This window comes from Mycolicibacterium hodleri (assembly GCF_025822245.1).
GTDB classification, from domain to species: domain Bacteria; phylum Actinomycetota; class Actinomycetes; order Mycobacteriales; family Mycobacteriaceae; genus Mycobacterium; species Mycobacterium hodleri.
The window spans coordinates 135,396-147,745 of record NZ_JACKTL010000026.1 but is presented as its reverse complement, the minus strand read 5'-3'; the positions used below and the strand labels follow the sequence as shown (position 1 = coordinate 147,745).

Here is a 12,350-nt window from a genome sequence, read left to right as displayed (position 1 = left end):
TCATCGTCTTCTGGTCTTGCGCCGAGAACTGCCGACCACCAGTGCGGCCCGAGCGGCGAGCGCCGACCGGATGGCCCACCGAAGCGGAGCCTGCCACCAGCGAGGGTGCCGGTCGGCCAGGAAAGTGTAGGTGCTGGTGTGGTGGGCGGCCAAGTTGCGGGCGGGGTCGCGGCCCGTCGAATGCCCCTTGTCGTGAAGCACCTCCGCCGACGGCACGTAGACGTTCTGCCAACCCGCCGCGGCGAGACGATCACCCAGGTCAACGTCCTCCATGTACATGAAGTACCGCTCGTCGAACCCCGCGATCGCGTCGAAGGCCTCTCGGCGCAGTAGCAGACACGACCCGGACAGCCAGCCGACGGGACGTTCGCTGGGCTCCAATCGCTCCTGGCGGTAGGCGGCCGTCCACGGGTTCGACTTCCACACCGGACCGACCACGGCGTGCATGCCACCTCGGACCAGACTCGGCTGATGCCGTGCCGACGGGTAGACCGACCCGTCGGGATCGCGGATGAGCGGACCCAGCGAACCCGCCCGCGGCCACCGCCGGGCCGCCTCGAGAAGGACGTCGATGCTGCCGGGGCCCCACACCACGTCGGGGTTGGCGACGATGAAGAACTCGGGATCGCCGTCCGCCGAGCCGTCTTCCGCGCCGTCCGCGACGTACTTCCGCACCGCCAGGTTGACCGCCGACCCGTAGCCCAAGTTGGCGCCGGTGTGCAGCAGCCGGGCGTTCGGGTACTTCTCGAGCGCCTCCTCGGGGACCCCGTCGGTGGACCCGTTGTCGGCCATCACGACCGTGACCGAGCGCTCCGTGGCATGACCCAGCGAGGCCAGGAACCGGTCGAGGTGAGGACCCGGCGAATACGTCACCGTCACCACGATCAGACCCGGAGTCACGGCGTAGAGGGTAGTGCGCCGTCCGACAAGGCGGCGGCGAGCGCGTCGCGCCAGGGGCGGAGCGGGCTCAGCCCGGCGGCGGCGGACTGCTCGGATCCCAACGCCGAGTACGTCGGCCGCGGTGCGGGGCGGGGATGCCGATCCGTCCCGACGGGCCTGACCCGCTCCGGGTCGGCGCCAACCAATTCGAACACCGCGCGCGCCTGGTCGAACCGGCTGACCGCGCCCTGGTTGGCGGCATGCAGCACCGATTCCTCGATCGACCCGCCCACCACCTGAAGCAGCGCACCGACGAGGTCGCCGACGTAGGTCGGCGAGCCGATCTGGTCGGCCACGACGTCGACGGTCCCCTCTCCGGCGGCCAACTTCCGCATGCCGGAGACGAAGTCGCTGCCGCCCTCGGTACCCGCGTAGATCCACGCGGTGCGCACGACGTGCGCATTGGGCATCGCCGAGAGCACCTCGAACTCGCCCTCGAGCTTCGTGCGTCCGTAGACACTCCTCGGGCCGGTCTCGTCACCGATCTCGTAGGGACGCGGCGGCGCTCCCCCGAAGTCACCGCTGAACACGTAGTCGGTGGAGACGTGGACCAGTTCGGCGCCCGCCCTCGCGCAGGCGTGTGCGACGTTCTCGGCACCGGCGGCGTTCACTGCCCGGGCACCCGCCTCGTCCGCCTCGGCGTCGTCGACCTTGGTGTACGCGGCACAGTTGACCACCACGTCACCCGGGCCGAAGTGCCGTTCCGGTGCCGCAGGGTCGGTGATGTCGCACTCCGCGGAGCTCAAGGCCAGCACCTCGAACCCGCGCCGGCGCCCCTCGGCAGCCAGCGTTCGCCCGACGAGACCGCCGGCCCCAGTGATCACCAAACGCTCAGACATGTCTGGAGAGTCTGGCACGCCGCGGTGCGTTACCCCGTCTTCGGGCGACTCGCCAGTAGCCTGGGCTGATGCCAGGTCGCCTCTCCCGCATCGTTGCCGTGGTCGCAGCAGCGGTGATCGTCATCGGCACCGGTGTCGCCTGGGGCAAGATTCGGTCCTTCGAGAACGGCATCAACCACGTGTCGTCGGCGTCGCTCGGGGGCGGCGGCGAGGACGGTGCGATCGACATCCTGCTCGTCGGCATGGACAGCAGAACCGACGCGCACGGCAACCCGTTGTCCGCCGAGGAGCTGGCCACACTGCGCGCCGGCGACGACGTCTCGACGAACACCGACACCATCATCCTGGTGCGCATCCCGAACAACGGAGAGTCCGCCACGGCGATCTCCATCCCCCGCGACTCCTACGTGGAGGCGCCCGGCGACCTCGGCAAGACGAAGATCAACGGCGTCTTCGGCCAGGTCAAACTGGAGAAGATGAAGGAGCTCGTCGAACAGCAGGGCGAAGACCCCGCCGTCGCCGAGCCGAAGGCCACCGAAGCGGGTCGCGAGGCTCTGATCAAGACGGTGGCGACCCTGACCGGCGTGACGGTCGACCACTACGCCGAGATCGGACTGCTCGGTTTCGCCCTCATCACCGACGCCCTCGGTGGCGTCGACGTCTGCCTCAAGGATCCCGTCTACGAGCCGCTCTCCGGCGCCGACTTTCCCGCAGGCCCGCAGAAGCTGAACGGCCCGCAGGCGCTGAGCTTCGTCCGCCAGCGCCACGACCTGCCACGGGGTGACCTCGATCGGGTGACGCGCCAGCAGGCCGTGATGGCAGCCCTTGCCCACGAGGTGATTTCAGGGAAGACGTTGTCGAGCCCGGCCACGCTCAACCGGCTGCAGGACGCCGTGCAACGTTCGGTCGTGCTGTCCGACGGCTGGGACATCATGGACTTCGTCACCCAGATGCAGAAGCTGGCCGGCGGCAAGGTCGCCTTCGCCACCATCCCGGTGCTGCAGGAGGACGGCTGGAGCGACGACGGCATGCAGAGCGTCGTGCGGGTCGACCCCACCCAGGTGCAGGACTTCGTGACGGGACTGCTCCACGACCAGGACGAGGGCAAGACCGAGGTGCTCGCGTACTCGCCGAGCAAGACGACCGCGGACGTGGTCAACGACTCCGACATCAACGGTCTGGCCGCCTCGGTGTCGGAGGTGCTGACCGGCAAGGGGTTCGTCGCGGGCAACGTCGGCAACAACGAGGCCGAACGCGTGGCGAGTAGCCAGATCCGCGCCGCCAAGACCGACGACCTGGGTGCGCAGGCGGTGTCGAAGGAGCTGGGCAACCTGCCCGTCGTCGAAGATCCGTCGATGGCGCCAGGGTCGGTCAAGGTCGTGCTCGCCAGCGATTACACCGGTCCCGGATCGGGACTGGGCAACGAGGTCGCCAGCGGGGACGCGACCGGTTCCACCGTCGACCCGGCGGCCGCCTCGTCGACCGACGCACCCCTGCCCGCGCCGCCCATCATCACCGCGGGCGCCGACGGACCGGAGTGTGTGGCCTGACGAATCTTGGCTCGGCGGTACTTGATCCGCTACTGGCCCTCCCCTCCGCACCCCGCATCACCCATTACGACGACGCCACGGGCGAGCGCATCGAGCTGTCGACGGTGACCCTGGCCAACTGGGCGGCCAAGACGGGCAACCTGTTGCGCGACGAGCTTGGCGCCGGGCCCGGCAGCCGGGTGGCCGTCCAACTGCCCGCCCATTGGCAGACCCTTGGCGTACTGCTCGGAGTCTGGTTCATCGGCGCGGAAGTCGTTCTCGGACAAGGTGACTGCGACGTCGCCTGTTGTACGGTCGACCGCCTGGACGAGGCGGACGCCGCCGTCGGGCAGATGGGCGCCGTCGTGGCGTTCTCCCTCGACGCGTTTGGCAAGCCGGTCGCCGACCTCCCGTTCGGCATCACCGACTACGCCACCTCGGTCCGTGCGCACGGAGACCAGATCGTCCCCGAGCGCCAGCCCGGCCCCGCGCTCGACGGGGTCTCCACCGGCGACGTCCTCGCGGCCGCAACCGCGTCCGCCACCGCGCGTGGGCTGAACTCGGGGAGCAGGGTGCTCTCGTCGGCGCCCTGGGACACGGCCGACGCCGTCGTCGACCGCGTACTCGCGGTCTTGGTGGCGGGCGGATCCCTGGTCCAGGTCGCCCATCCGGATCCCGCCGCGCAGGTACGCCGCCGCGAGGCCGAGAAGGTCACCGCGGAGCTGGGATAGGCCCCTCGCCGACGTCCGGCATGCCCAGGTAGGACGTCACCACGCTCTGCGCAGCCTTCGGGGTGCCGTCGGAACGGAAGATCCCGAGGGTGTCGTCGGGCTCGCGACTGTCGGAATTGCGGTCGCGCATGGTGTAGACGTACACCGGACCGGCGTAGGACAGGCTGCGCCACGTGCCGAGCATGTCGTCGAGATACTCCGCCTGTGCCTTCTCGCCGACCTCGGAGGACGGTTCGCCGTACTCCGTGGCCCAGATCTTCTTCTCCCCGTCACCGTTGGCGAGCATCACCCGGCGAATTTCGCTCAGCTGATTCAGCGGGGCGTCGGGATGCCAGCTCTCGGAGAACTTCATCGAGTACTGGTAGGGGTGAAAGGCCAACGCGTCGAAGAAGTTCCGCGCACCAGCGGTGTACATCCCCGAGACGAACTTCACCGGATCCATGGTGATCATCGCATGGTCCACGACGGAGCCCAATCCGGCGGCGACCACCAGTGCCGAGGGAGCGGCGGCCTTGATCGCCGGGTACGCAGCCTTGAGGAGGTCGGCGTAACCCGCCGGATCCGGGGCGGGTGCGTAGAACGCCGACCAATTCGGCTCGTTCCATATCTCGTAGGCGGAGATCTTGCCGCGAAAGTGCTCGGCCACCTTGCCTGCGAACAGACCGAACGCCGCCGGGGACGCGGGCCGCCCCGCGATCGCGGGCTGGCCCGGCGCCACGGCCCATCCCGGCGGGGAATTCAACGTAGCCAGAATCGACATGTGTTGGGAGGAAACGGCATTGACCGTCTTGTCGACCATGCTCCAGTCGTACACGTCCGGACTGGGCTGGATCGCCGCCCACGGGACCAACAACCTCACGGTCGTGACGCCCAACTGCTTCATCCGCCCGACGGCGTCGACCACTTGGGGCTGCGGCAGTCCAAGCAGGTCCGAGTCCGCGATGCCCACCGTGGTGGAGCGCTGGTCGACCGCCGAGGAGGCGCCCGACGTCGTGGGTTCGGCCGCCGGACGCGGCGCGTCCGTGGGGTGACCGCAGCCGGACACCAACACCGCGGCCGCCGCGATCACCACGCCCAACCGTCGAAGGCCCGGCAGTGGCGCTCGGAGCATCGAGGTCTCCAGTGTTCGGGAGTCGGGGTAACCGGCATCACACTACTAGAACGTGACGCCGGGCTACCGGCTCCGAACTCCTCAGCGCAGCAGGGCGCGTGACATCACCACGCGCTGAATCTGGTTGGTGCCCTCGTAGATCTGGGTGATCTTGGCGTCGCGCATGTACCGCTCGACGGGGAAGTCGACGGTGTAGCCGTACCCACCAAACAGCTGGACGGCGTTGGTGGTGACCTCCATCGCCACGTCGGAGGCGTAGCACTTGGCGGCCGAGGAGATGAAGCCGAGGTTCGGTTCTCCGCGCTCGGCGCGGGCTGCTGCGGTGTACACCATCAGCCGGGCGGCCTCGATCTTCATCGCCATGTCGGCAAGCATGAACTGGGTGTTCTGGAAGTCGCTGATGGACTTGCCGAACTGCTTGCGTTCCTTGGTGTAGGCGATGGACGCCTCGAGCGCGCCCTGGGCGATGCCGACCGCCTGCGCGCCGATCGTCGGACGGGTGTGGTCCAACGTGGCCAGTGCGGTCTTGAAACCGGTTCCCGGCTCGCCGATGATGCGGTCACCGGGGATGCGGCAGTCCTCGAAGTACAGGTCCGTGGTCGGAGACCCCTTGATGCCCATCTTGCGTTCCTTGGCGCCGACGGTGAAGCCGGGGTCGTCGGCGTGCACGACGAACGCCGAAATCCCGTTGGCGCCCTTGTCGGGATCGGTCACGGCCATCACCGTGTACCAGGTCGACTTGCCGCCGTTGGAGATCCAACACTTCGACCCGTTGAGCACCCAGTCGTCGCCGTCGGCCTTGGCGCGCGTACGCATCGCCGCCGCGTCGCTGCCCGCCTCGCGCTCGGACAGTGCGTAGGACGCAGTCGCCTCGCCCGACCCGATCGACGGCAGCACCTGCTTCTTCAGTTCCTCCGAACCCCGGAGCAACATGCCCATGGTGCCGAGCTTGTTGCAGATCGGGATCAGCGAGGACGAGGCACACACCCGGGCGACCTCTTCGATGACGATGCACGCCGCGACGGAGTCACCACCCTGGCCGCCGTACTCCTCGGGGATGTGGATCGCCGAGAAGCCCGACGAGTTCAGCGCCTTGAGCGCCTCGTCGGTGTAACGGGCCTTCTCGTCGACGTCGGCCGCGTACGGTGCGATCTCCTTGTCGCACAGGTCACGGAGGACCTTGCGCATCTCGACGTGCTCGTCGGACAGCTGAAAGACGTCGAAGGACGGGTTACCGATGGACATGTACGACTCCTCGCTACTCGCCGGTAACTTTACCCGCGGCGCCCGCGGAAGCCGCTATCGGCCCGGTGTGCTCTTGCCCGAGACGAGCTGCATGCCACGCACCAACTGCTTGTACGAGGCGTGGTAGACCGAGCGTGCCGTCTCGCTGCGACGCAGCAGATCGACGGCAGTCACCGGCGCCAGGTACAGCACGGGGTGGGCGGCGAACACCGTCGAGTCCGACTGAATGCGCAGGCTGCCGGCGAAGGCCGCCTCGAGCGTGGCGCGGTAGACGTCGCAGAACTCGGGCTGGGTGAAGTACACCTTGTTGAAGCCAATGGCGAACGGGGCCAGCTTGGCGCCGTCGTCGAGGTATCTCAGCGTGCCGACCGCGACGCCCGGCCACTGCTGGTTGAAGATGTCGTCGGCGATCACGATGCCACCCTCGGCGAGGGTCTCCTCGGCCAAACGCATGTCGCTGTAGACGATTTCGGCGGTGTGTCCGCCGTCGACGCTGAAGAAGCGGATCGGGCCGCCGGCCTTCTCCGTCAGCACGGTCGGCTCGAGCTTGGTCGAGTCACCCTGGTGCAGCACCACGCCGTCGGTCGTCGACCAGAGCGCCACGTTGTCGGTGAACTTGTCGAGGTTGCCGTTGCCGGACTTGTCGACGTTGAGCTCCTGGTCGCCGAACAGGTCGATCGCCACCGACTTGCCCGTCCCCCGCTGCAGCAGGTGCAACGGGATGAAGAGCCTGCCGTGGTGCACCCCGATCTCGGCGACGGCGCCGGCGACGTTGCGCGCCCGCTGCGCGTCGTCGAGAACCTTCAGGACCGGCAGGTTGCCCGGCTCGAGAAAGCCGCTGACGAACCGATAGCCGACGTTGCTGTACCGCTCGAATGTGCGCTTCATCGACGCTGATCCTACGTTCCCAGGAGCCGATCCCGCAGCGCTGCATCCTTCTGCAGCACCATCTCTTCCAGGCTCGCCTGGAAGGCTTCCATCCGCCCGCGCAAACCTGGGTCGGAGGCGCCGAGGATGCGCACCGCCAACAGACCGGCGTTGCGGGCGCCACCGATCGACACGGTCGCGACGGGGACTCCGGCGGGCATTTGCACTATCGACAACAGCGAGTCCAAGCCGTCGAGCCGCGCCAGCGGCACCGGGACGCCGATCACCGGAAGCGGAGTGGCCGCGGCGACCATGCCAGGGAGGTGGGCGGCACCGCCGGCGCCGGCGATGACGACCTCGATCCCCCGGCCGGCGGCGCCGCGGGCGTAGTCGAGCATCCGGCCGGGCGTGCGATGCGCCGACACGACGCCGACCTCGAAGGGCACCTCGAACTCCACCAGCGCGGTGACGGCGTCCTCCATCACGGTCCAGTCGCTGTCGCTGCCCATGATGACGCCGACGCGCGGTCCACTCTCAGGTGCCATGCTCATCCCATCCGTCCGTCCATTCGCCGTGTGACAACCAATGCGCGGCGCGCACCGCGCGCTCCCTGACCTCCGCGACGTACGCCGCGTCGTCGACCGAACCGCCGGCGGCGCCGAGCACGTTCACGTGGCCTAGCTTGCGTCCCGGGCGCTCCGACTTTCCGTACAGGTGCACGCGGGCCTCGGGCAGTCGCGCGAACAGGTGGTGCAGGCGCTCGTCCATGGTCATCGCGGGCGCATCGGGCGCTCCGAGCACGTTGGCCATCACCGTGACCGGGGCGATCGGTCCGGTGGCCCCGAGCGGATAGTCCAGGACGGCCCGCAGATGCTGTTCGAACTGGCTGGTGACGGCGCCGTTCATGGTCCAGTGCCCGGTGTTGTGCGGTCGCATCGCCAGCTCGTTGACCAGAAGCGTGCCGTCGGCGGTCTCGAACAACTCCACCGCAAGCACGCCGACCACTCCCAGCTCACCCGCCAGCCGCAGACCCAACTGCTCGGCCGCGGCACCCACCTCGCGGTCGAGGTCGGGCGCCGGGGCGATCACCTCGACGCAGATGCCGTCGCGCTGCACCGACTGCACGACGGGCCACGCCGCACCCTGACCGAAGGGCGACCGCGCGACCAGCGCGGACAGCTCGCGGCGCATGTCGACCCGCTCCTCGAGCAGAACCTCGACGCCGTCGCCCAGGTAGCGCTCGGTCACCGCGCGCGCCTCGGCGAGGTCCTTGGCCAGGGTCACGCCGCGGCCGTCGTACCCGCCCCGCGCGGTCTTGACGACGATCGGCCCACCGACGCGCGCCGCGAAGGCGTCGACGTCGGAGAGTTCGGTGGCTTCGGCGTATCGAGGAATGGGTGCCCCGAGCGCCTCGAGGCGGCGACGCATCACCAGCTTGTCCTGCGCGTGGATCAGCGCCTGCGGCGGCGGCGCGACGTTCACGCCGGCGTCGACGAGGGCCTGCAGCAGCTCGGTGGGGACGTGTTCGTGGTCGAACGTCAGGGCCGAGACGCCCTCGGCGACACGGGCCAGCGCCTCGGCGTCGGTGTGCGAACCGATGACCACGTCGGGGGCCACCAGGGCCGCGGGATCACCGGGTGACGCGGCCAGCACTCGCAGCGTCTGGCCGAGGGCGATCGCGGCTTGGTGGGTCATCCTGGCCAGCTGTCCGCCACCGATCATGGCTACGACGGGAGGTGCACTCACGTCCCCTATGTTGTCACGGCCCAAACCGCCGGCCGCACCCGTCGCGACCTGCGCGACTACACGTAGCATGTCCGGTTTCCGTAGAATGGCCCATCGTGTCCTTCACCGATGCCACCATTGCGCGCCTACCGCGCGCGATTCGGCCCTTTGCCGAGCAGCATCACGAGCTCATCAAGTTCGCGATCGTGGGCGGCACCACGTTCATCATCGACTCCGCGATCTTCTTCACGCTCAAGCTGACGATCCTCGAGCCGAAGCCCGTCACCGCGAAGATCATCTCCGGCGTCGTGGCGGTGATCGCGTCGTACATCCTGAACCGGGAGTGGAGCTTTCGCGACCGCGGTGGCCGCGAACGGCACCACGAGGCCCTGCTGTTCTTCGGCGTCAGCGCCGTCGGCGTGCTGCTGAGCATGGCGCCGCTGTGGGTGTCGAGCTACGTCCTTGAGCTTCGCGTGCCCATGGTGAGCCTCACCATGGAGAACGTCGCCGACTTCGTCTCCGCCTACGTCATCGGCAACCTGCTGCAGATGGCGTTCCGGTTCTGGGCGTTCCGCCGCTGGGTCTTCCCCGACGAGTTCGGCCGCAACCCGGACAAGGCCGTCGAGGCGGCCATCACCGCGGGCGGCATCGCCGAAGCCCTCGAGGACGAAGCCGAGAAGGCTCACGACGGGGGTGCGGTCACCCCGCTTCGCGACCGACGCGCACGCCGGGACGATCAGCTCGGCGATTCCTCCGAACCGAGGGTGTCGAAGACTTCGTGATACAGCAGTGAGTGAACCTGTTCCACGCGCGGAATGTCGTGGAATTCCAGGGGATCTTGCGACGCCGACTCGATGATCAGGGTTCCGGTGCGCAGCACGCGGTCGGCGAGGCCGTGCCGGAATTCGACGCTGTTGATCCGCGCCAGCGGGATGTCGATGCCCGAGCGCGTCATGACCCCGTGCCGGAACATCACCCGGCGGTCGGTGATGACGAAGTGCGTCGAGCGCCAGTTGAACAACGGCCACGCCACCAGCCACCCGACCAGGATCAGCCAGATCACGCCGATCACGATCATCACGATGTTCTTCGCCGTCTGATCCCAGGTCATGTGGTTCACCACGCCCAGACCGAAACCCGCCACCGCAGTCGCCAGCAGGAGCACGAACACCGGACCGATCAGCCGCTTCCAGTGCGGATGACGGTGTAGGACGATGCGTTCGTCACCGGCCAGCACGTTGTCGGGATATCCCACGGCGCGACTCTACCCAGCTAGACGGGTCGAAGATGCACGATGTCGCCCGCGGAGACCACGGTGACGTCGCCTCCGGTGTCGATGCGGAGCCGACCCTGGTCGTCAATCGACACGGCGTCCCCGACCACCTCCCGGTCACCGGGCAGCGTCGCCCGCACCCGCGAGGAGATGGTCAGGCTGTTGGCGACGTAGTCGGCGAGGAGGCCGGCATCCGCCCCGCCTGCCGCGGTCAGGGCGTCGAACCGGCGCCGCAGCTGCCGCAACAGGGCGAGCACCAGCGCGCCGCGATCGGGTTCGTCGGCACCGAGCACCCGCAACGAGGTGGCCCTGGGCTCGGGGAGCTCGTCGGCGCCCAGGGAAACGTTGACTCCCACTCCGACGACGATGGCCGCAGCCGGGGACGCCACCTCGGCGAGGATGCCGGCGAGCTTGCGACCGTCGCGCACCGCGAGCACGTCGTTGGGCCACTTCAGGCCCACGTCGATCCCGGTGACCTCGGCCACGGCATCCACGACGGCCAGGCCGGTGATCAGCGGCACCCAGCCCCACGCGGCGGCGGGCAGTCCCTGCGTGGGCACGCCGACCGACATGCTGATCTGCGCCCGAGGCACCGCCGACCAGATGCGGCCGTTGCGACCGCGTCCCGCGATCTGGTCCTCCGCGACGAGCACGTTCCAGGCGATGTCCTGGCCGGCGGCGACCCTCGCGACCAGATCGGCGTTGGTCGAACCGGTTTCGGCGACGACGTCGAGCGAGCGCCAGCCGGTCGGACCGACGGCGGCGGCACGCAGGGCGGCCGCGTCGAGCGGGGGGCGGCGGACGTCAGCAGTCATTCTTGGCGGGCTTTCCCTCGAACCGTTCGGTCATCCACTGGATCGCATCCAGGGCGTCGCTCGGATTGTGCCCACCCTGGGGGTCATAGGCGATGGTGACGGTCCCACCGAGGGCGCAGGCCCGCTTGATCGCCGCCGTCGTCCACGCGGCGTCGATGAACGGATCCTTGCCGCCGTAGTAGACGTACAGCGGTTCCGACAGGGGCTTCTGCGGCAGCGCCCAGTCCTTCAGCAGCCCCCGCAGCCGATCGGCGGCCGCCGGTGTCTTCGGCGTGAAGTCGCGGGGCCCGATGCCTTCGGCGGCCTGGCCCCGAGCGTAGGCGTTGGCCGGGGTGCAGTCGGTGAGCACCTTCCAATAGGTCTTTGCCCCGGCGGAGCGGAAGTCGTCACGGTCCAGGTCGGGATGCAAGCGTGCCAGCGACTCGATGATTGCCTGAATGACGCCGCGCTGTTCCTTGGTGAGGGTGCCGTCCTGAGCCTTCTGGACGATTCCCGTCATGTCGGCCGGGGGTGACGCGGCCAGCGCTCCGAGCAGCTTCAGTTCCGGCGCGTAGTCCTTGGCCTGTTCGTCGGCCGCCCAGGACGCACCGGCGCCTTGCGAGTCCCCGAAGGCCACCCACCTGTCGGACACGTTGGGGAAGGTGTGTCGCAGCGCGCGCACGGCGTCGATCATGTTCAGCCCAGCCGTGCGGGAATCGGAGTAGGGATGAATGCCCTTGGCGCCGAGACCCTGGAAGTCGGCGAGCGCCACCGCATATCCCATGCCGGTGAAAACGCCGACGTAGCCGAGGAATCCGAGCAGGCTGGAATCGAGTGACGGTGCACAGGGAACGTCGATGCCGAGGGTTGCGTGCCCGAGCGACACCACCGGCCACCCCCCGTCGGGGGCGTTCCCCTTCGGCACGAAGACCGAACCCGACACGATCGTCGGTGACATGTCGTCTCCCGAGGTCGACCGGTAGACGACCCGTGCGGCCTGCACGCCGCGGCCCTCCCACTTGCGCATCACCAACGGCAAGGTCGACGCCTGGAGCACCGCGCCCGGCCCGGATCCGTTCAGTTGCGCCGTCGGCACCTTCTCGGGCGGCCCAGCCGACGGCGCAAGCTGGTCGTACGCCCACGCCGCGACGACCGGGGCAAAGGGGTAGGCCGCGTACGCCGTTCCGAAGACGAGCACCACGATCACCACCGGCAGGACCACTCGCTTCAGCACGCCGGTCACGCTATCCCTTCGGGCTCGACGCGGACGTCCGCGTGGTCGCAGTCATGTCGAGCC

The 12,350-nt window shown here is 68.8% G+C and carries 13 protein-coding genes; 3 read left to right on the top strand and 10 right to left on the bottom strand.

Annotation, left to right across the window (positions count from 1 at the left end; genetic code table 11):
* The gene (locus H7J06_RS08920; RefSeq protein WP_264038390.1) at positions 1-900 is read right to left on the bottom strand and encodes a glycosyltransferase family 2 protein; all 900 of its coding nucleotides are present in this window, start codon (positions 898-900) and stop codon (positions 1-3) included.
* The gene (rfbD, locus tag H7J06_RS08915; RefSeq protein WP_264038389.1) at positions 897-1,778 is read right to left on the bottom strand and encodes a dTDP-4-dehydrorhamnose reductase; all 882 of its coding nucleotides are present in this window, start codon (positions 1,776-1,778) and stop codon (positions 897-899) included. The genes H7J06_RS08920 and rfbD overlap by 4 nt, the downstream gene beginning before the upstream one ends.
* Before the next feature lie 68 nt (positions 1,779-1,846).
* Between rfbD and H7J06_RS08910 the strand changes: the two genes are divergently transcribed.
* Together H7J06_RS08910 and H7J06_RS08905 are read left to right on the top strand one after the other, a co-directional pair.
* Complete coding sequence (locus H7J06_RS08910) at positions 1,847-3,328, top strand: LCP family protein (RefSeq protein ID WP_264038388.1); 1,482 nt, start codon at positions 1,847-1,849, stop codon at positions 3,326-3,328.
* The gene (locus H7J06_RS08905) at positions 3,325-4,038 is read left to right on the top strand and encodes a TIGR03089 family protein (RefSeq protein WP_264038768.1); all 714 of its coding nucleotides are present in this window, start codon (positions 3,325-3,327) and stop codon (positions 4,036-4,038) included. The genes H7J06_RS08910 and H7J06_RS08905 overlap by 4 nt, the downstream gene beginning before the upstream one ends.
* Here H7J06_RS08905 and H7J06_RS08900 read toward each other — a convergent pair.
* From H7J06_RS08900 to H7J06_RS08880, 5 genes are all read right to left on the bottom strand, one after another.
* Positions 4,019-5,149, bottom strand: a complete 1,131-nt coding sequence (locus tag H7J06_RS08900; protein WP_264038387.1) for a cellulase family glycosylhydrolase — start codon at positions 5,147-5,149, stop codon at positions 4,019-4,021. The two genes, H7J06_RS08905 and H7J06_RS08900, sit on opposite strands and share 20 nt — an antisense overlap.
* A gap of 81 nt (positions 5,150-5,230) precedes the next feature.
* The gene (locus H7J06_RS08895) at positions 5,231-6,394 is read right to left on the bottom strand and encodes an acyl-CoA dehydrogenase (RefSeq protein WP_149480924.1); all 1,164 of its coding nucleotides are present in this window, start codon (positions 6,392-6,394) and stop codon (positions 5,231-5,233) included.
* A 54-nt stretch (positions 6,395-6,448) separates the two neighbouring features.
* Positions 6,449-7,282, bottom strand: coding sequence for a class I SAM-dependent methyltransferase (locus tag H7J06_RS08890; protein WP_264038385.1), 834 nt, complete (start codon positions 7,280-7,282; stop codon positions 6,449-6,451).
* An 11-nt stretch (positions 7,283-7,293) separates the two neighbouring features.
* Positions 7,294-7,806 carry a 5-(carboxyamino)imidazole ribonucleotide mutase gene (purE, locus tag H7J06_RS08885; protein WP_275079156.1) on the bottom strand — a complete coding sequence of 171 codons (513 nt, stop codon included), beginning with the start codon at positions 7,804-7,806 and terminating at the stop codon, positions 7,294-7,296.
* Positions 7,796-9,007 carry a 5-(carboxyamino)imidazole ribonucleotide synthase gene (locus tag H7J06_RS08880; protein ID WP_308205738.1) on the bottom strand — a complete coding sequence of 404 codons (1,212 nt, stop codon included), beginning with the start codon at positions 9,005-9,007 and terminating at the stop codon, positions 7,796-7,798. The genes purE and H7J06_RS08880 overlap by 11 nt, the downstream gene beginning before the upstream one ends.
* Before the next feature lie 95 nt (positions 9,008-9,102).
* Here H7J06_RS08880 and H7J06_RS08875 point away from each other — a divergent pair, with 95 nt between their 5' ends.
* A complete protein-coding gene (locus H7J06_RS08875) occupies positions 9,103-9,768 on the top strand; it encodes a GtrA family protein (protein ID WP_264038383.1) in 666 nt (221 codons plus the stop codon).
* Here the strand turns inward: H7J06_RS08875 and H7J06_RS08870 are convergent.
* Genes H7J06_RS08870 through H7J06_RS08860 form a run of 3 tightly spaced genes read right to left on the bottom strand, consistent with a single transcriptional unit; the run spans position 9,723 to position 12,287 of the window.
* The gene (locus H7J06_RS08870) at positions 9,723-10,241 is read right to left on the bottom strand and encodes a PH domain-containing protein (protein WP_264038382.1); all 519 of its coding nucleotides are present in this window, start codon (positions 10,239-10,241) and stop codon (positions 9,723-9,725) included. The genes H7J06_RS08875 and H7J06_RS08870 overlap by 46 nt on opposite strands.
* A 17-nt stretch (positions 10,242-10,258) precedes the next feature.
* Complete coding sequence (locus H7J06_RS08865; RefSeq protein WP_264038381.1) at positions 10,259-11,074, bottom strand: biotin--[acetyl-CoA-carboxylase] ligase; 816 nt, start codon at positions 11,072-11,074, stop codon at positions 10,259-10,261.
* Positions 11,064-12,287 (bottom strand): lipase family protein, encoded by a 1,224-nt coding sequence (locus tag H7J06_RS08860; RefSeq protein WP_264038380.1) that lies wholly within the window; start codon positions 12,285-12,287, stop codon positions 11,064-11,066. Before H7J06_RS08860 ends, H7J06_RS08865 begins: the two co-directional genes overlap by 11 nt.
* Positions 12,288-12,350 lie beyond the last annotated feature (63 nt).

Coding starts and splice junctions, on each gene's coding strand:
- rfbD (WP_264038389.1), bottom strand. CDS start 1,778: ATGTCTGAGCGTTTGGTGATCACTGGGGCCGGCGGTCTCGTCGGGCGA.
- H7J06_RS08910 (WP_264038388.1), top strand. CDS start 1,847: ATGCCAGGTCGCCTCTCCCGCATCGTTGCCGTGGTCGCAGCAGCGGTG.
- H7J06_RS08900 (WP_264038387.1), bottom strand. CDS start 5,149: ATGCTCCGAGCGCCACTGCCGGGCCTTCGACGGTTGGGCGTGGTGATC.
- H7J06_RS08895 (WP_149480924.1), bottom strand. CDS start 6,394: ATGTCCATCGGTAACCCGTCCTTCGACGTCTTTCAGCTGTCCGACGAG.
- H7J06_RS08890 (WP_264038385.1), bottom strand. CDS start 7,282: ATGAAGCGCACATTCGAGCGGTACAGCAACGTCGGCTATCGGTTCGTC.
- purE (WP_275079156.1), bottom strand. CDS start 7,806: ATGGCACCTGAGAGTGGACCGCGCGTCGGCGTCATCATGGGCAGCGAC.
- H7J06_RS08865 (WP_264038381.1), bottom strand. CDS start 11,074: ATGACTGCTGACGTCCGCCGCCCCCCGCTCGACGCGGCCGCCCTGCGT.